This window comes from Nocardiopsis gilva YIM 90087, from assembly GCF_002263495.1.
Taxonomy (GTDB): domain Bacteria; phylum Actinomycetota; class Actinomycetes; order Streptosporangiales; family Streptosporangiaceae; genus Nocardiopsis_C; species Nocardiopsis_C gilva.
Genome location: NZ_CP022753.1, coordinates 733,928 through 752,497, shown reverse-complemented (window position 1 = coordinate 752,497; position 18,570 = coordinate 733,928). Strand labels below are relative to the sequence as shown.

General features: G+C 69.1%; 11 protein-coding genes and 1 pseudogene. 7 read left to right on the top strand and 5 right to left on the bottom strand.

Annotated features, from left to right (window positions below; translation table 11 throughout):
* Positions 1 to 416 precede the first annotated feature (416 nt).
* Entirely contained in the window at positions 417 to 2,549 is a 2,133-nt protein-coding gene (locus CDO52_RS03735; RefSeq protein ID WP_017620623.1) for an MMPL family transporter, read from the top strand.
* Here CDO52_RS03735 and CDO52_RS03730 read toward each other — a convergent pair.
* Positions 2,509 to 3,549, bottom strand: a complete 1,041-nt coding sequence (locus tag CDO52_RS03730) for a lysylphosphatidylglycerol synthase transmembrane domain-containing protein (RefSeq protein ID WP_017620622.1) — start codon at positions 3,547 to 3,549, stop codon at positions 2,509 to 2,511. The genes CDO52_RS03735 and CDO52_RS03730 overlap by 41 nt on opposite strands.
* 61 nt (positions 3,550 to 3,610) lie before the next feature.
* The gene (locus CDO52_RS03725) at positions 3,611 to 4,816 is read right to left on the bottom strand and encodes a glycosyltransferase (protein ID WP_094932205.1); all 1,206 of its coding nucleotides are present in this window, start codon (positions 4,814 to 4,816) and stop codon (positions 3,611 to 3,613) included.
* A 150-nt stretch (positions 4,817 to 4,966) separates the two neighbouring features.
* Here CDO52_RS03725 and CDO52_RS03720 point away from each other — a divergent pair, with 150 nt between their 5' ends.
* Positions 4,967 to 6,097 (top strand): glycosyltransferase family 4 protein, encoded by a 1,131-nt coding sequence (locus tag CDO52_RS03720; RefSeq protein ID WP_094932794.1) that lies wholly within the window; start codon positions 4,967 to 4,969, stop codon positions 6,095 to 6,097.
* A 184-nt stretch (positions 6,098 to 6,281) separates the two neighbouring features.
* Here CDO52_RS03720 and CDO52_RS03715 read toward each other — a convergent pair.
* Positions 6,282 to 6,977: pseudogene (locus CDO52_RS03715) on the bottom strand (class I SAM-dependent methyltransferase).
* Positions 6,978 to 7,485: 508 nt separating this feature from the next.
* On the opposite strand from CDO52_RS03715, the gene CDO52_RS03710 reads away from it, so the two are divergent.
* The 3 genes from CDO52_RS03710 (at position 7,486) to CDO52_RS03700 (ending at position 10,525) form a co-directional block, all read left to right on the top strand.
* Entirely contained in the window at positions 7,486 to 8,526 is a 1,041-nt protein-coding gene (locus CDO52_RS03710) for a DUF6895 family protein (protein ID WP_017620617.1), read from the top strand.
* Entirely contained in the window at positions 8,523 to 9,251 is a 729-nt protein-coding gene (locus CDO52_RS03705; protein ID WP_157745402.1) for a hypothetical protein, read from the top strand. Before CDO52_RS03710 ends, CDO52_RS03705 begins: the two co-directional genes overlap by 4 nt.
* A 497-nt stretch (positions 9,252 to 9,748) precedes the next feature.
* The gene (locus CDO52_RS03700; protein ID WP_094932203.1) at positions 9,749 to 10,525 is read left to right on the top strand and encodes a LuxR C-terminal-related transcriptional regulator; all 777 of its coding nucleotides are present in this window, start codon (positions 9,749 to 9,751) and stop codon (positions 10,523 to 10,525) included.
* An 88-nt stretch (positions 10,526 to 10,613) separates the two neighbouring features.
* Here CDO52_RS03700 and CDO52_RS03695 read toward each other — a convergent pair whose 3' ends face one another.
* A complete protein-coding gene (locus CDO52_RS03695; protein WP_017620614.1) occupies positions 10,614 to 11,591 on the bottom strand; it encodes a GlxA family transcriptional regulator in 978 nt (325 codons plus the stop codon).
* Positions 11,592 to 11,743: 152 nt separating this feature from the next.
* On the opposite strand from CDO52_RS03695, the gene CDO52_RS03690 reads away from it, so the two are divergent.
* Positions 11,744 to 12,982 carry an MFS transporter gene (locus CDO52_RS03690; RefSeq protein ID WP_198345823.1) on the top strand — a complete coding sequence of 413 codons (1,239 nt, stop codon included), beginning with the start codon at positions 11,744 to 11,746 and terminating at the stop codon, positions 12,980 to 12,982.
* 38 nt (positions 12,983 to 13,020) lie between these two features.
* Here CDO52_RS03690 and eccD read toward each other — a convergent pair whose 3' ends face one another.
* Positions 13,021 to 14,358 carry a type VII secretion integral membrane protein EccD gene (gene eccD / locus CDO52_RS03685; RefSeq protein WP_026126152.1) on the bottom strand — a complete coding sequence of 446 codons (1,338 nt, stop codon included), beginning with the start codon at positions 14,356 to 14,358 and terminating at the stop codon, positions 13,021 to 13,023.
* A 276-nt stretch (positions 14,359 to 14,634) separates the two neighbouring features.
* On the opposite strand from eccD, the gene eccCa reads away from it, so the two are divergent.
* Positions 14,635 to 18,558 (top strand): type VII secretion protein EccCa, encoded by a 3,924-nt coding sequence (eccCa, locus tag CDO52_RS03675; RefSeq protein ID WP_232524468.1) that lies wholly within the window; start codon positions 14,635 to 14,637, stop codon positions 18,556 to 18,558.
* Positions 18,559 to 18,570 lie beyond the last annotated feature (12 nt).

Sequence of the window (18,570 nt, the reverse complement as noted above, 5' to 3'; positions counted from 1 at the left end):
CTGTCAATGGGGACCTTAGCAATAATGGGGATCACCTGTGGCAGGAATCCATAGAATGATCGACCGATCACACTATTCACGCCTATTTTCGCGACTTTCGGTCCATCACCTATCCAGCTTTAGGCCAATCCTCTCCACCAGTGGCGCATTGCGGTCACAGAAGGCGAAATGCCAGCGGTGCAACACCCACCCCTTGAGGGTAGTACCTCCACGAATTGACACCGCCGAGTCGTATGCGGCGCACCAGGGACTGCGCCTGGCCGACTGAAATTAGCAACTAATACCTGTCCGGAATCGGCGGAGCCACTCAGAAGTCTTGTCCTGCCTGGACCCCGCAGCCACATTGACACCACTACGCCCCTGAGGCGATCGGATTTCACCGCCCGACGCAATGGAGATCACGAACGGAGTGCAGCGTGCTCGCACGGACCGGTCAGTGGTGCTTCGACCATCGTCAAGCGGTCGTTTCCATCTGGGCGGTCCTGTTCGTCGTGTGCATGGTGGCAGCAAACGAGATCACCGACCGGTTGGCTCCGGCGCCCGCCGCGGATTCACACGAGTCGGCCGCGGGCTTGAACAGGATCAGGGAGGCCCGTTCGCACGGCGCGGAGGTCGTGGCCGTTGTGGACGGCGTACCGGCCGACTCACCACAGCTGTTCAGCGCACTCGAGCGGGTCCGCACCGACCTGGCCGCCAACTACCGCGTTGCCCAGGTCATCACCCCAACGCCAGAGGCGATGGGATCACGGCACGCCAACGACCGGCTCGTGGCCGCTGACCGCGATGCCGTGGCGGTGATCGTGCGTCTGCAGAAGGACATGTCCCAGTCCGACGCCGAGGCCGTCGCGTCTTCGGTGAAGGATCGCCTCCACGCGATCACCACTGATCTCCCCGGTTCCCGGGTTCTCGTCGGTGGCGTACTCGCGCACCACGAAGCCCGCAAGCAGGTCGCGGCGGACACCAGGCTCAGTGAGGCGATCGCGCTGCCCATCACCCTCGTGGTGATGGTGGTGTTCTTCCGTGGCCTGGCCGGTGCCGTGGTGCCCGTCCTCGCCGCACTGGGTTCGATCGCCGGCGGGTTGGCCACGTTGTTCGCCTTCACCTACTTCATCGATGTCGAGTCGGCGGTGCTGTCGGTGACCACCGTGCTCGGCCTTGGTCTGGCTATCGACTATTCGCTGCTGTTCGTCAGCCGCTTCCGGGAGGAGCGTGCCGTCGGAGCCACCCCGCGGGAGGCCGCCCGTCGAACGGGGGCCACGGCTGGGCGCACCGTCCTGTTCTCCGGGCTTGTGGTCTCCGCTGCGTTGGCTGGTCTCCTTGTCTTTCCCAGCCCGGTGCTCGTGTCGATCGGGGCGGCGGGGGTCGGCGTCGTCATGGTCGCACTTGCCGCCGCGCTGACGCTGACTCCAGCCGTGCTCGGGCTACTGCGGCGTCGAATCCGTCCGGCACGACACCAGCTGGGCGACGCGCCGGGACAGGACGACGGCCACTTCGCCCGGCTGGCCCGCTTCGCCCGGCGGCGAGCCGTGCTGGTCATGGTCGGCGTTGCCGCCCTGCTGCTCGTCGCCGGGTTGCCGCTGCTGCACATGACGCTCGTCTACAAGAGCCATCTCACGGTGTTGCCGCCGAACCTGGAGAGCCGACAGGCCGCCGAAGTGACCGTCGAGCGTTTTCCGAGTCTGCGCAGCGAACCCGTCATCGTCGTGGCCACGGCAGACACCGGCGCGGTCCGGCAGTGGGCCCGTCAATGGCGCGGCCGCCCCGATGTGGCTGCGGTTGGCGCAACCGAGAGCATGGGCGAGTTTACGGTGGTGAACGTGACCCCGCGCGAGGCGTCCGCTGCGGAGGCAGTGGTGAAGGAGCTGCGCGCGAACCGACCTCCGGGGCAGAGTTGGGTGACCGGAAGTGCGGCCGAACTTTTGGATCTCAAGCGCGAGCTGGTCACCTACGGTCCTTGGGCCGCCGTGGTGGTAGCGCTGGCAACGCTGGTGTTGCTCTTCTTCATGACCGGATCGCTGTTGCTACCGGTGAAAGCGTTGGCGATGAACGCCATGTCGCTCGGCGTCGCCTTTGGCGCCCTCGTATTCGTCTTCCAGGACGGCCATGGTGCGGGTCTGCTGGGATTCACCCCACCTGGAGGGGTGGAGATCTGGCTGCCGGTTGTCGTGTTCGCGTTCTCATTCGGCCTCAGCACCGACTATGAGGTGTTCCTGCTGGCCCGGATCAAGGAGCTGTATGACTCCGGAATGGAGAGCGACCGGGCGGTCGAGGTCGGCCTGCAGCGCTCCGGACGGATCATCACCGCGGCCGCGACACTGATGACTATCGTGTTCCTCAGCTTCGCGGCCGGAAAAATGATCATCACCAAGGAGCTCGGCGTTGCGCTCGCGATCGCCGTGGTGGTCGATGCGACGCTGGTCCGCTGTCTGCTGGTACCGGCCACGATGACGGTGCTGGGCAGGTGGAACTGGTGGGCGCCCGCTCCGCTGCGCCGCCTCCACGACGACCTCAGCCACGTTCGGGGCCGGCCAGCCCGGCAGTTGCGGTGAGGGTACGCGCTTCAGACCAGGTCACGCCCTCAACGAAGAGCGCGGACCCGCCCAGGAGCACAGCCGTGACATGCCCCTGCGCCTGCAGCACCACGCCGTAGGCCAGAGCAGTGCTCGGGCTGATGTCGAAGGCCGTTGTCAGAACGCTGACGGCGGCGAGCTGAAAGATGCCGATATTCGACGGTGTCAGCGGGATGACCGCGGATACATTGACCGCGAACAGGACCGCGGCGGCTCCGCCGATCCCCACGTGCGTGTCCAGGTTCATCGCCGCGAACAACGCGTAGCACCCCAGCACCTGCACTCCCCACGAGGAAAGTTGGGTGAGCGCGGCGAGCACGCCACTGCGGGGGGCGCGGAACACCGCCAGGCCCTCGCGCAACCTGACCACCTGATCTCGCACGACCGCGAGCCAACGAGCCAGGCGTGGGGAGTGACTCTTCACCACAGCGAGCAGGGCAAGCAGGATTGCCGATATCGCGATCAGCGGGAGGAGGTTCACCGCGAACAGCCGCTCCACGCTCAGCTGAACCAGACCCGTGGACACGAGGGTGGCTACGCCCAGGATGACCAGAGCGGGGATGTTCAGTATCGCCTGAGAGATACATGTACCGGCGATCATCGGAAGTGACTCACTCATCCGGCCGGTACGGCGGGCGAGGACCACCGACCGTCCCAGCTCGCCGAGACGTGCGGGCAATGTCGCCGACATCAGTATTCCGATCATCATTGCCGAGACGACGTCCCGCCGACGTATCGGGAAAGGGGCAGCGGCCCGGAGTATCACACCCCACGCGAGTGCCCGCAGCGTCGCCGACGCCGCGGTGATCCCCATCGTGATCAATATCCAGACGACGTTGGAACCAACGATGGCCGTCGCGACCTCTCGCCAGTCGATCCGGTCGACGGCGAGTGCCGTAAGACCTATGCAGACAGCACCAGTGACACAGAAACCAATCGTTCGCGCAGTGCGACTTCGGCCGCTCGCTGCCTCGCTCATCGGCTGCGGCGCCTCCTCAGGGCAGAGTGGATCCTACTGGCGCCTGGTGCGAACTCGCTGATCAGCCAAGATTTGCAAGCGCCGCATCGTGAACCTGCTCGCGCATCAGGTTTTCGTATTTCTTGACGATATTTCTGATGTCAAAATCCTTGGCTCGCCGGAATCCTGCTTTGACAAGTTTGTCCCGCAACTTTTCATCCGAAGCCAGCAGGTCCATCGTCAAGCTCAAGGCCTCATCATCTTCGACGGGACACAGCAGACCATTGACGTTATTCCGGATGATTTCCCGAGGTCCAAAACCGCAATCGGTCGCGATGACCGGCGTTCCGCAGGACATGGCCTCAGTGACAACGTTGGCAAAACCTTCCCAGCGAGATGGCAGCACCAGAAACCTTGACCTCGCAAACCAGGTCCACGGACCATCCTGCCAGCCCGTGAAATGAACGCGATCCGCCACACCGAGTTTTTCGGCCAGCCCTTTCAGCTGCTCTTCATCATGACCGACGCCGAGAATAACGAGGTCGAGATCCTTGTTGCCCTTCATCTTCGCGTAGGCCGAAATTAAAATGTCAAAACCTTTCTGGTGCTGCAATCTTCCCGCCGCTATGCAATATGGCTTGCCCGGCGCACCCGCCAACTCTTCGATCTTTTTCTGATCAATGAAATCCAGATCGACAGCATTATGAATCGTCCGCAGCCTCCTCGGCTGTCGTGGCATGTGCTTCCGCAGGTGATCAGCGAGCTGATGGGAGGTGGTCAAGAGACAGTCCGCCGACGAGAAGCAGCGGTAGGTCAGCCACTTCAGCGCCTGCCGAGAGAGCGGGGCTTGCAGTTCGTCAGATATAACGGCTTCCGTGTTGTTTCCCTCGCGAACGATCCATTGGAACTTCCTACCCCCACAAATCCAGGTTGCGGCCATTGTTGCAATACTCGTTCCCTTGCAGAAACTGATAACAACGTGCGGCCGATGGATTCGCATCATCCGGGCGAGATATACGGGTGCCAGCAGGCCGCCTCGAATCAGCCGCCCGGGCTTGAATACGGCGCGATTTCCAAGGTGGTCAAAAGCGAACGCACCATCAGTCCCAGGTGAATCAATGAAATCATTGTCCACAAGATCAAGATAGGGTCCATAGCGCCTCAGCAGACACATTCTTACATCGAACTCTTCTTGGTTAAGGTGGTTCATCAAATTGACAGCCATTCGTTCCGCTCCCCCGCCTTGGAGCGACCACAGAAGAAGTAGGACGCGTATTTTCTCCGACATACGGCAATGCTAGCCTCGATTCGCCAACCAGGGTCGGGTTTTAATCGATCCGGCGGAATTGCCCCTTATGCCCTCTGCCGAAAAAGGAGAGGCTGTTGAATATCCGGCGTTTGCGAAGCACGTCGTCCTGGGCAGATGTACCGTACCGATGTGCGGCGGACCCTCCTGATAACCAACGACTTTCCGCCGCGCCCCGGCGGTATTCAGACCTATCTGCACGCACTTGCACTGCGCCTACCACCGGCGGGCCTCGTGGTGTACGCGCCACAGTGGTCCGGTGCAGGCACGGATGACTTCGACGCAGAACAGCCGTTTCCGGTCATCAGACACACGGGCACGCTGATCCTGCCTACTCCGCGGGTGACGCACCGGGCCAAGGAGATCGTGGGGGCCTACGGGTGCGACGCGGTGTGGTTCGGCTCCGCTGCCCCGCTGGCCCTGTTGGCACCGGCCCTGCGGAAGGCGGGAGCAGAGCGAGTGCTCGCCAGCACCCATGGCCGCGAAGTGCGTTGGTCCGCGCTCCCCGGCACTCGGCGGGCGCTGCGCCGCATGGGGTCCACAGTCGACGTTGTGACGTACGTCAGCAGCTACACACACTCCAAGTTCGCGTCGGCCTTCGGCCCACACGCCGACCTGGAGTACCTACCGCCCGGAGTGGATACGGGGATATACCGGCCGGATACGGTGTCGGGTCGGGAGACGCGCCGCCGGTACCGGTTGGAGTCCCGGCCTGTCGTGGCGTGTGTTTCCCGGCTGGTCCGGCGCAAGGGGGTGGACATGCTGCTGCGCGCGCTGCCGTCGATCCGGCGACGGGTGCCGGACACCGCGCTCCTGATCGTCGGCGACGGCCCCGACCGGCGCCGACTACAACGCATCATCAGGGAAACCGGACTTGGCCGCGATGTCGTCCTGACCGGTGCCGTGGCGGAGGAGGAACTTCCAGCCCATTACGTCGCCGGCGACGTGTTCGCTATGCCCTGCCGTACCCGCGGCCACGGCTGGGATCTCGAAGGATTGGGCATCGTGTACCTCGAGGCGTCGGCGAGCGGTCTACCCGTGGTCGCGGGCAGCTCCGGCGGTGCTCCCGAGGCGGTGCACGAGGGTGTGACCGGACAGGTCGTCGACGGTCGCAGTCCGGACGCCATCGCTACCGCCGTGGCCGGGCTGCTGGCCGACCCGGCTCGTGCCGCCGCGATGGGCGCTGCCGGTCGTGACTGGGCCGTCTCCCAGTGGTCCTGGGACACCTCCGCTGCCCGGCTCGCTGCTCTGCTGGAAGGCTGACATCTGTCGCGTGTCGGGACGTGCTTGGCGGTTCGTTCTCCGGAGACGCTTGACCACCGTGCGGCCTCATCATCGTCGGCAGAGGTTCCGGACAGCGCCTATCCCGCATTCGGGCCCCGGCCGCGTCCCGAGGAGAACGGCGCAGCCAGCTCCCTCCATCCTCGGCGCCGCCCCCGTCACGGCTCTACGCCGGGAGGTGGAAGTAGATCATCGGGTTGTCCTTACCGGTGCGCACCGGTTCGTCCAGTCCGAGATCGCGCTTGATGGCATGGATCGCGCGGTACGTGTCGGGGCCTTGGCCTTGGAGGGGTGAAGTAGGGCGTTTCCTTCTCCGCCAGCCACTTGAGTACGGCCCGGCCCTCGGTGAAGGGAGGGCGAAGCTCTGGTGGAAGACGTCGTGCACGCTCACCGGGTCCCGGCCGCGACGCGGGGAAGAGGTGGTCGATGTACCAGCGGGCGAAGCGGCCGTTGTGGGCGGCGTCCACGAACAGGTACTCGATTCCGCCGGGATGGCGTCGACGTTCTCACGGACATCGCCCTTGTGGAACGTCCAGCGGTCGGCCGACAGCTCGGCGGGGACGTTGGAGACGACGTTGTCCACGATGTCGAAGGAGTGCAGGTGGCCGGTGCCGTTGTCGCGGAGCGCGGAGAGGATCCAGCTGGTGGACCACCCGTGGAAGGTCCCCAGCTCCATGACGATCGCGGGGCGGTGCTCGCGCAGGAGCAGGTAGGTGATCTCCGCTTCGAGGTCGTCGAGCTGCGGTGTCATCTTCCCCCGCATGTCGCGGCAGAAGGCGCGCTGCTGGTCGCGCACCTTGGCCAGCGGTTCGGTGTACTTCCGGTACAGCTCGCCGAGCAGGTCGAGATCGATCCGCTTCATCGGACCCCCATTCACCAGTGTTCCTCCGACCGGGCGGGCGCCGCTCCCGGCGGCCGCCCCATCGGCGCCGCGTACCGCGACCGCTGCCGGATCAACCGGCCGCCTCGATATTATCGCCCCGCTCACGCTATTCGTCGGCCGACACCGCGGCAAGGTCGGACGGCACGCGTTTGCCGCCTGTCGTTTCACGGAGCGAATGCGCTCGACATTTCACCGCGTTCCGCCCCGCATTCGATACTCCGAACTCCGGGGGGCGGAGACGGCTCCCATCGGACGCCCTCAGGGCCATCTCCCCTTCCGAAGAGTCCGCGCCACCGGGACTTCTCTCGCAGGCTCCTACGAAAGGAGGAGGCTCCTCCTCACGTACCGTTGCCGAACGATCCATCGGAAGGGGCGGAAATTGGTTCTCCGGACCGAAGCGGGTAGACAATGTTCGCTCTAGGGTTTTATCCGTGCACAGCGCATCCATATTTTCCGCGGCCGCGCGGCAGATCAACGAAAGGGTGCAATGATGACTGGCGGCGCGTCGCCGCCCGGCGCGCTTCCCGGTCGGCTGCGGCCGGACGACCGCTTTCGCGGGAGCGTCGAGGGCTTCCCCGCGTGGGCTCCGGTCTGCGATCCGCCCACCGGCCCCCTGCCCGGCTCCACCGAGGTCCTCGACCGGGCGCTGGACTGGCTGACCTCCCACGTCGCGTGGTTCGGGCCGAAGTGGGACGAGTTCTTCCCGCAGCGCGACTTCCCCGGTGCCACGGTGCTGGAGCTCCTGCTGCTGTGCCGTGTGCTGCGCCGTGGCCCGCGCGCGGAAGCGTCGGCCGACCTCATCGAGGCGGCGTCGGACGTCGCCCAGGAGATGGTGGAGCGCCCCGCGTTCCTGGAGGACCTCTACCGCGCCGACGCCGACTTCGGCTACCGCGTCTGGCTGCTCGCCCTGCTGCACGGGCTCGGCCGACCGGTGTCCGGCCCGCTCGCCGTCGCCCGCGAACTGGTCGAGGCGCGCGGCGGCGATGTCAGCGGCATCGACTGGGCGATGCCGCACCTCCTCGAACTGCGCTACATCCTCGATCTGGCCGAGATCCCCGGTTCCCTGCCGAGCACCGACGAGCTCTACGCGGCGTGCGGCGTACACCGGGTCGATCCGTTCAGCGCCACCGAGAACCAGGTGTACGCGCTCACCCACGCACTCCTGTACGCGACCGACCTCGGCGGGCGGCCGGCACCGCCCTGCGGCGGGCAGGAGGCGGAACGTCGGCTGCGAGAGGCCCTGCACACGCTACTCGGCGTGCACTTGGCCACCGACCACTACGACCTCGCGGCGGAGCTGGTGATGTGCGCCGAGATCGCGGGGGATGTCTCCGACGGGCTGGTGCGGCACGCGTGGCGGCGGATCACCGCCGCCCAGCGGGAGGACGGCTCGATACCCGGTCCGCCGTTCCAGGAAGCCGTGCTCGCGGAGCGGACCGGCGCCGCCGCGGACGCCTACGTGTTCCGGACCTGCTACCACACGACACTGGTCACGGCGCTGGCCGCGGCACATCGGGAGACGTTGTGACGGCGGGCGGAGACGCGGGGCCGGTGACGGCGGGGCGCTGGAGCGACCGCGCGGCGGAACGCGCGTTGGCCCGGGGCCGCCACTGGCTGTCGGCAGGGCCCTGGCCGCCCGCCGACACGGATGCCGCCGGTGCGGCGCAGCGTGCGGTCGGCATCTGGCTGGCCGACCGGTCCTGCCCGGCCCCGCCGCACGGGCAGGACCGGTCGGGATCACGTCCGACCTCCGCAGCGCCGGTGACAGGCGGCCTGCGTCGGCAGGTGCTCGCCGCGCTCCAGACGGCTCCGGAGGGCGGGCGCTCCGCGTTCGGCCACCCTTTCGACGCCCTCCGCGCCGACCCCGCCGTTCTGCTGCGCGCCGCCGATGAGGTCGGCTCCGCGACCGCGTTCGGTACGGATCTCGGCCGCATGGCCGACGACACGCGCTCAGCGTGGTCGGAGGTGCTGCCGATCGCGCTGGCCACGGCGGTGCGCGGGCACGATCTGGACGCCGGGGCCGCGCTGCTGCGGGCGAGCGTCTTCCTCGGCCTGGCCGACCATGCCGCGACGCAGGGGGCGGGGGCCTTTCTCACGGCACGCCAACGGCCCGACGGCGGGTTCGGGGGCGCGGCGGCGGAGGCCAAGGCACCCGGTGACGCCGCGGTCCGGCTGCCCCTCACCGTCAGCTGCGTGTGGGCGCTGGCCGAGCTGCGGCGCCCCGGAGTCACCGCCGAGGCGTTCGCCCGGTAGCGGCTGCGCGGAAAGGAGAGATCGACGCTGACCCGTAACTCAGGCGAGATCTCCCCACCGGCCACCCGGTCGCGAATGGCATGGACACGATTCCCATCACGAATCGTGTCTTTACCTTTTTCTCACTCAGGACATTCCACCCTTGTCCGGATAATTACATAAACATGGCCATGCGAACCCATGAATCTCCGGCTTGCCCCCGAAATGACCCCGCAATCGACCACGGAGCGTTAATTTCGGGGCGTGATGTCGCGCCGCGTAACCATCGTGGCCAGCCAGTCAAGAGAGAGTAAAAACTCGCATCGTGAGCAAGAACACAATGTCGGCGACAAACGTATTCCGTAGCCTTTGGCCGAGTTCGGCCACCCCAATCTGGCGGATTGACAAGATCACCGATTGCATTGAAACCTGTTCGGGGGTCGGTCACGTTACGGGCACGACACTTAACCAAAACCGCTGTGCACGCATTAGGGGGCCTTGCGAATGAGGTGCGTCCAGTGAGGATCCGTGTTCTCATCGCGGACGAACAGGCTGTCGCCCGCCTGGGCTTGCGGGCCGTCTTCGACGCCACCGACGATATCGAGGTGGTCGGGGAGGTGAGCGACGGCGACAGCGCCGTCCGGAGGGCCGCGGAGCTGCGCCCCGATGTCGTCCTCATCGACGTACGGCACGCCGGAGCCGATGGAATCGCCACGATCCGCCAGCTGGCGGCGCTGTCCTCCCCCTCGGTACGGGTCCTGGTGGTCACCATGTCCGACGACACCGCACACCGCGCGCGCGGCGACGACCCCGAGTACCTCTTCGAGAGCCTCCGCGCCGGAGCCAGCGGATTCCTCCTCATGGACAGCGAGCCCGCCAGCCTCGCCGACGCGGTCCGCGCGGTCAGCGACGGCCGGACCGTGCTCGACCCCGCCGTGACCGGCAGGGTCGTCGACGAGTTCGTGCGGCTGGCGTCCGCCACCCCCACGTACCAGACCATGGAGCGGGCCCCCTGGGACACCGGGCTGTCGTCGCGGGAGCGCGAAGTGGTCGCGCTGATCTCCTCCGGGCGGAGCAACGCCGAGATCGCCCGCATCCTGCGACTGTCCGAAACCACCGTCAAGACCCACGTCTCCAACGTCCTGGCCAAGTGGGGGCTCCGCGACCGGGTGCAGCTCGTGGTCCGGGCCTTCAAGACCGGAGCCGTCGTGCCGGACCAGCAGCCGGACGGCGCCGTGGCGCGGCCGTTGCTGGGGTCCGACCCCTCGGGTCGGGAACCCGCCGTCGAGGGATAACGACGCCCTGGGAGACCAGTGCGCGCCCTTCTCCCCTCCTGTCTTCCCTCGTGCACGGAATCACTGCATTTCTCCCGGTAGAACATGTTCACTGGCCGGAACCGCGAACTGATGGCCGTCGAAACGTGCGGCGGTAGGCCGACGGCGTCGTCCCCACTCCCCGCTGGAAGTGCTGGCGCAGACCGTCCTCGGAGCCCAGTCCGCTGCGCTCGGCGACGGCCGCCACGGGCAGGTCGGTCGTCTCCAGGAGTTCCCGGGCGCGGGCCAGACGCTGTCGGTTCAGCCACGCCAGCGGGGTTGTGCCCACCTCCTCGCTGAACCGCCGACCGAAGGTGCGGGTGCTCATCCCCGCCTCGCGCGCCATCCGCGGGATGGTCAGCGGCTCGTGCAGGTGGTCCACGGCCCACTCCAGGACCGGAGCCAGCCCGGACCGAGCGCGTGCGAGCGGGGGCGGGGCGTACTGCGACTGGCCGCCCTCGCGGTGCGGCGCGATGACCATGCGGCGGCCGACCTCCGCGGCGGCGGCCGCCCCGTAGTCGGAGCGGACGATGTGCAGGCACAGGTCGATGGCGGCGGCCGACCCGGCGCTGGTCAGCACGTCGCCCTCGTCGACGTAGAGCGCGTCGCCGTCCACGCGCACGGCGGGATGGCGGCGCCGCAGCTCTTCGGCGTACATCCAGTGCGTGGCGGCGGCCCGGCCGTCGAGCAGTCCGGCCTCGGCGAGGACGAACGCCCCGGAGCACAGGCCGGCGATGCGGGCGCCGTTCCGGTGGGCCTCCCGCAGGGCCGCGATGAGGGCGCCGGGAGGCCGGTAGTGGGGTATGCGGCAGGCCGGAACCACCACGAGGTCGGCCGTGCGCAGGGCGTCCAGCCCCGGCTCCGCGGCGACCGCCAGCCCGTCCGGCCCCGGCTGCGGGTCGGGGCCCGTGGCGCACACGGTCAGGTCGTACCAGCCGTGGTCGGGTCCCATCCGCGGCTTGCCGAACACCTCGCAGGGCACGGCCAGCTCGAAGAGCGGGCAGTCCGCCAGCAGTGGCACGACCGTGCGGATCCCCGCCGACTCCACCGCCCCGCGCGTCCGCTCACCGTCTCCCGTTCCATCGCGCATGGCGCAAATCTAGTGGTACCTGACATTTTTGCCAATGGTCGCGCGGCGGACCGACCCCGATGCTGGTCATCGGCACAACGACCGATGCGAGTCAATGGGGGACGGCCACCGTGGAAGATCAGCGCGAGTACGAGGCGACGGCACACGTCCGCCTCGCCCTGGCGGGCGTTATGGGCATCGGCGTCGCCTTCGGGTTCGCCCGCTACGGCTACGGCCTGTTCCTGCCCGAGATCCGCACGGCGTTCGGGCTGTCCCTGACGCTGGTGGGGGCCGTGTCCAGCGCCACCTACCTCGGCTACCTGACCGCCCTCACCCTGGTGGGCGTGCTGGCGGACCGCACCGGGCCGCGCCCGCTGATCGTCATCGGCGGGCTGTCCGCGGCGGTGGGGATGGGCCTGGTCGCCCTGGCCCAGGACGTCGTCGTCCTGACGGTGGGGCTGGTGCTGGCCGGGACCAGTTCGGGCTGGGCGTGGGCGCCCTACTCGGACGCGGTGGACCGGATGCTGCCGCTGCGGCGGCGGCAGGGCGTGCTGGCGCTGCTGCCGACGGGAACGGCGTTCGCCACCGTGGTCGCCGGTGTCCTGGCCCTCACGGTTCCCGGCGCCGCGTGGCGGTGGGTGTGGGTGTTCTTCGCGGTGGCGGCCGTCGCCGTGACCGCCTACAACGCGCGGGTGCTGCCCGGCGGCCCGGACCCCGCTCGGCCCGCGATCGATCGCTCCAGCACCGGGCTCGCCTGGCTGATGCGCCGACCGGCCGCGCCACTGTACGCCAGCGCCCTCTCCTACGGGCTGGTCGGCGCGGTCTTCTGGTCGTTCGCCGTCGAGGCGGTGTCCGGCTCTCCGGACTCAGGGTCGGGGACCGCCGCCCTGTTCTGGACTCTCATGGGAGCGGCGGGCACGGCCGGTGTCCTGACCGGGAGGCTCATCGACCGTGCCGGCCTGCGCGGCGCCCACACCGTCCTGTTCGGCGCCCTGGCCACGGCGGTCGCCCTCGTCGGCATCGCGCCGGGATCGGTGGCCGCCGTCGCCGCGTCGGCCGTGGCCTACGGCGCCGCGTTCATGGCGATATCCGGTCTGCTGGCCGTCTGGAGCCACCGGGTCTTCCCGGAGCGCCCCTCGGCCGGGTTCAGCGCCACCGTGTTCTTCCTCGGTGTGGGCACGGTGGTCGGACCGGTGGTCTTCGGGGCCGCCGCCGACCAGGTGGGGACGGGCACGGCGTTCCTGATCGCGTCGGCGGTCGCGGTGGGGACCCTGGCGACCGGGCCGAAGGCCGCGGGGCGACGGCCGCGCGCCGCCACCCCGGCTGAGGACCGCGCCGATGACCGCCCCCGCGACCTCGCGAAGTCCTGACGGCGCTCCGGCGCAGGGCGGGGTTCCATCGGCGATTCCTATGCCGTCAACGACGTGACCAGGTCGAACAGCCCCATGGCCCAGGCGGTGGTGGCGCACAGGGCCACGACCACGACGATCTCCACACCGTTGATGACCCGGCGCAGGGAGGCGCGCGGGACATCCGCCAGGCGGATCCAGCTGAGGACCGAGACCGCGACACCGACGACCAACGCGATGGCCGGGATCCAGGGCCCCAGGGCCGGGAGCAGCTTGATCGAGGCCATCAGGGTGATCCCGAGGCCCGCCACCCCGCCGACACGCAGCGGGAGAACGTGGCTGATCCGGTCGAAGAGCCGGGAGCGGAGGATCAGCAGGAGCGACAGCAGCGCCGCGAGCAGGAAGTCGGGCAGGCCGCGGCCCATGAACACCAGGAGGGGCACGGTGCCGACGGCGCTGACCGCGAAGCCCAGGACCGCGCCGAGCAGCAGGCGGTCGCTGCTGGTCAGGCTCTCCTCGAAGCGCTCGCTGTCCACCTGGCCGGAGTGCCGGACCTCGTAGTCGAGACTCGACAGCCCGCCCATCGCCAGGGCGATGCGGGGCAGCGCGCCGACGCCCAGCACCAGGAGCACCGCCAGCGCGCGCACCCCCTGGGCCCCGTCGACGAACATGCCGACGGCGCTGACCACGCCGCCGGCGACGGTGACCACGGCGAGCGCCGCCAGGTAGGACAGGCCCAGCGCGTTGATCATCCATCCGATACCGGCGATGAGGAGGGCGCCCACACCGCCGAACGCGGCGAGGACCAGGAAGTCGGCGTTCGGGCTCACCACGTGCACCGCGAACATGCCCATGGCGGCGCCCCAGGCGCACGCCGCCCCGAAGAGCACGTGACCGACTCCGGCCATGGAGCGGCGGGTCGCGAACATGACAAGGGCGAGCGTGTAGAGCGCGCCGATGCCGGAGATCGCCAGGTTGCCGGGGCTGGGCCGGACATAGGTCATGACACCCAGCACGATCAAGGGGCCGATGGCGGCCAGCAGCATCCCGAAGGCGAAGGTCGTGGAGGAGCGCCAGAAGCGGGCGGCCTCGTCGATCTCGTCCTCGACGGCGCCGCGCACGTCGTCGATGTGGGCCGGGCGGCCACGCGCGCTGACTCGCTCCAGCAGCAGGACGTCGCCGTCGCCGATGCCCGCGTTCTCCAGGGAGGCCTCGGGGTGGACTTCCTCGCCGTCGCTGGTGGTCAGCGTCCATCCGGCGGGTTCGGTGCCCTCGGTGTCGGGGGAGATGACCCGGATCACCTGCGGGAGGAGGGTGGCTACCGGGACCGTCCCGGGAAGGGCGAGGTCGGCCCAGCGCTGCGGCCCGGTGACCGTCACTCGGCAGTATCCACTCACGTCCGTGTTATCCCTCGTGATCGTGGTGATTAGCGTGCGTATGCGGCGGTTCCCGCCCTCGGAACCCGATTAGGCGATTCCACCTGGTTGCGGGATCATTACCGTAGCAACTTCCCACTCCTCTCAATTCTCAGGTGCACCGGAGAGATCGCCTTGGCGACCACGCTTGTCCACCGCCCCGCACGTCACTCCGTTCCCAACCCCGGGTCCGATCCCCTCGTCATCGCCGCGCCGCCGCAACTGCCGGACAACCCCCCGGCCTCGAGTTCCATGTCGATGATGCTGATGCCGGTGATCAGCGGGTCGGGGTCGCTGCTCATGGCGGTCACCATGGGCAACCGTCCGCTGTACGCGGCCGGGGCCATGCTCGTCATGCTGGCCAGCATCGCCGTGGGCGTCACCATGTTCCTGTCCCAGCGCAACGGGCCGCGCAAGCGCATCCGGGAGCAGCGCGAACGCTACCTCGACTACCTCGACCAGCTGCGCGACACCGTCCGGGACGTGGCCGCGACCCAGCGCAAGGGCAGCGCGTTCCGGCACCCCGCGCCGCACCTGCTCGCCGAGCCGGCCCGGCTTCCGGCCCGCCGGTGGGAGCGGCGGGCGTCCGACCCCGACTTCCTGCACCTGCGCGTCGGCACCGGCACCCGGCCCCTGGCGCGCCCGCTCAGCCTCAAGGTCGACGCCTCCAATCCGCTGGTCGTCTACGACCCCGTGTGCCAAGGGCTGGCCGACCAGCTCGTCGAACTCTACGCACACGTGCCCGAGGAACCCCTGGTGATGCCGCTGCGCGAGCTGGGCGTCGTGTCGGTCATCGGCGACCGGGCGGCGGGACGGGCACTGGCGCGCTCACTGGTGGCCCAGCTCGCCACGTTCTCCGCGCCCGAGGACGTGCGGGTGGGCGTGGTGCGCCACGCGCGCCTGCTGCCCGAGTGGGACTGGCTGAAGTGGCTGCCGCACAACGCGCACGACGACATCACCGACGGGCCGCTCCCGGCGCGGCTGGTCGCGGGCAACACCGTCGAGATGGCGGAGCTGCTGTCGGCCGAGATCGAGCAGCGCACCATCGACATGCAGCGCCGCCGCGGGCGCCCGCCGGGTCCGGGAACGCAGCGGCTGGTCATGATCGTGGACGGCGAGTTCCAGGCGACGCTGTCCGGCCTGTCCGCCGAGCCGCCGGTCGCCTCGCTGGCCGACCTCGGCATCCACCTGATCATGCTGCTGGGCGAACGGCGCGAGGAGCCCGAGCAGGTCGACATGCGGCTGTACGTGACTGCGGACGGGGAGCTCACCGAGGACACCGACGACTCCGCCCAGGGCGCCAACAGCGCCGGTGGCAGCGGTGCCATGGGACATGAGCCCGAGGCGCCGCGCGCTCCCCTGAAGGGCACCGCCGACCAGGCGAGCGTCGCTCTGCTCACCTCCCTGTCGCGCACCCTGTCGCCGATGCGGCTGGCCGCGACCGACGGCGCCGACGCGCTGCACAGCACCGTCGACCTGCCGGAGATCCTGGGCGTGCCCGACGTCGCCCAGCTCGACGCGCGCCAGACATGGCGGCCGCGGAGCACCAGCGACTACCTGCGGGTGCCGATCGGCATCGGGCCTTCGGGGAACCTGGTGCTGCTGGACTTGAAGGAGTCGGCGTTCGGGGGCATGGGCCCCCACGGCCTGGTCGTGGGCGCCACCGGCTCGGGCAAATCCGAAATGCTGCGCACCCTGGTCGCCTCCCTGGTCATCAACCACGCCCCCGACCACCTCGCCCTGCTCCTGGTCGACTTCAAGGGCGGCGCCACCTTCGCCGACACCGACCGCCTGCCCCACAGCGCCGGACTCATCACCAACCTCGCCGACGACGACACCCTCGTCGCCCGCTTCCGCGAGGCCATGTACGGCGAACTCACCCGCCGCCAGCAACTCCTCAAAGACGCCGGCAACCTGCCCAACCTCCACGCCTACGAAGCCCTGCGCGCCCAGCAGCCCGACCTGGAGCCCCTGCCCCACCTCCTGGTCATCATCGACGAGTTCTCCGAACTGCTCACCGCCCACCCCGACTTCGCCGAGCTGTTCGTGGCCATCGGCCGCATCGGCCGCTCCATCGGCGTCCACCTGCTGCTGGCCACCCAGCGCCTGGAATCAGGCAAGATCAAGGGCCTGGAATCCCACCTGTCCTACCGCATCGGCCTGCGCACCTTCTCCGAGTCCGAAAGCCGCGAGGCCATCGGCGTAGGCGACGCCTACCACCTGCCCCCCGAACCCGGATCGGGCTACCTCAAGGTCGACACCTCGGTCTTCGAACGCTTCAAAGCCGCCATGGTCTCCGGCCCCTATATCCCGCCCGCGGAGGCCACCAACGACGATGACCCGGTGCTCCCGGTGATCTCCTACAACGGGGTCGGGGCGCTGCTGGGCCTGTCCGACCTCGTGGGCGAGGACGCCGACGAGTCGGGCGGCGACGGGTCATCGTCCCGCAGCGTCCTGCAGGTCGCCGTGGACCGCCTGGTCGCGGCCGGAGCGGAGCCGGTGCGCCCGGTGTGGCTGCCCCCGCTGCCGACGGCACTCACCCTGGACACGCTCTTCGAGCAGGTCGCCACTGAGGACGGCAGCGCGGCCGACAAGGAGGAGGCCGAACCGGACGCCGCCGAGATGTGCGCCTACATCGGCCTCACCGACATCCCGCGCGACCAGCGGCAGGAACCGACGGCGGTGGACTTCACCGGCGGCGACAGCAACATCGTGGTGCTCGGCGGGCCGCAGACCGGCAAGAGCACCCTGCTGCGCACGATGATCGCCAGTCTGGCGTGGCGGTACCCGCCCGGCCGCGTGGCGATCTACGCGGTCGACTTCGGCGGTGGCGGTCTGGCGGCCCTGGAGGGGCTTCCGCACGTGGCGGGCGTGGCCGGCCGGGCCGACCCCGAGCGGGTGCAGCGCATCCTCTCCGACGTGTCCACCCAGCTCGACCAGCGCGAGCAGGTGTTCCGGAGCGTGGGCCTGGACTCCCCGGCCGGGCTGCGCAAGGCCCGCGCCGAGGGGAAGGTGCCCGAGGGCATCGCCGGTGACGTGTTCCTGATGATCGACGGGTGGTCGTCGGTCCGGGAGAACTTCGAGGACGCCGACGACGTGCTGCTCGACATCGTCACCCGCGGCCCGTCGTTGGGCGTGCACACGATCCTCACGGGTGCGGCGAGCTCGCAGGTCCGCAGCAAGCTGGCGGCCTTCTTCGGCGGCCGGATCGAGCTGCGGCTGACCGACCCGTTCGACTCGGGCATCGGCCGCAAGGTCGCCGAGGAGATCCCCAAGGACGTCCCGGGGCGGGCGCTTCTCGCCGACGAGAACATGGCCCACATCGCCCTGCCGCGGGTCGACGGCGTCGCCGACGACCAGGACCTGGGCGAGGGCGTGCGCGACCTCGTCGCCCAGGTCTCCAAGCGCTGGACCGCGCGGGCCGTGCAGCAGGTGCGGACGCTGCCGGACCTGGTCGAGCTGGACGAGCTGACGCGGACGCACGACGGCCCGGAACTGGTGCTCGGAATGGCGGAGCGGACCCTGGAACCGGCCCTGCTGCAGCTGTCCGAGGAGCCGCACCTGATGGTCTTCGGCGACCCGCAGACGGGCAAGAGCACCCTGCTGCGCGGCCTCCTGCGGCAACTCACCCAGCGCCCGCCGGAGGAGGTGGGCATCGTCCTGGTCGACTTCAAGCGCGCCCACCTCGGCGTGGTCGGCGAGGAGCACCTGCTCGCCTACTGCACCGAGGCGCAGTTCACCCAGCAGATCGCCGGCCAGCTGGCCGGTTCGGTCAAGGAGCGCCTGCCCGGCCCCGACGTCACCCCGCAGCAGCTCCGGGAACGCAGCTGGTGGAAGGGGCTGGAACTGTTCGTCGTGGTCGACGACCTCGACCTGATCAGCAACCGCCAGGGCAACCCCCTGGCCCCGCTGGCCCAGTTCATCCCCCAGGGCGCCGACCTCGGCCTCCACCTCATCGCCGCCCGCCGCACGGGCGGCGCCGGCCGTGCCCTCTTCGAACCCATCCCCCAGGCCCTCACCGACGCGGCCACCACCGGCGTCCTCTTCTCCGGCGACCGCATGGAAGGCCGCCTCGCCAACGGCGTCGCCTCCCGCCCCCTCCCCCCCGGCCGCGCCCTCCTCGCCCGTCGAGGCCAACGCCCCGAACAACTCCAGGCCCCGTGGAGCGACCCGCCGGAGTAGGCGCGCCGCGGG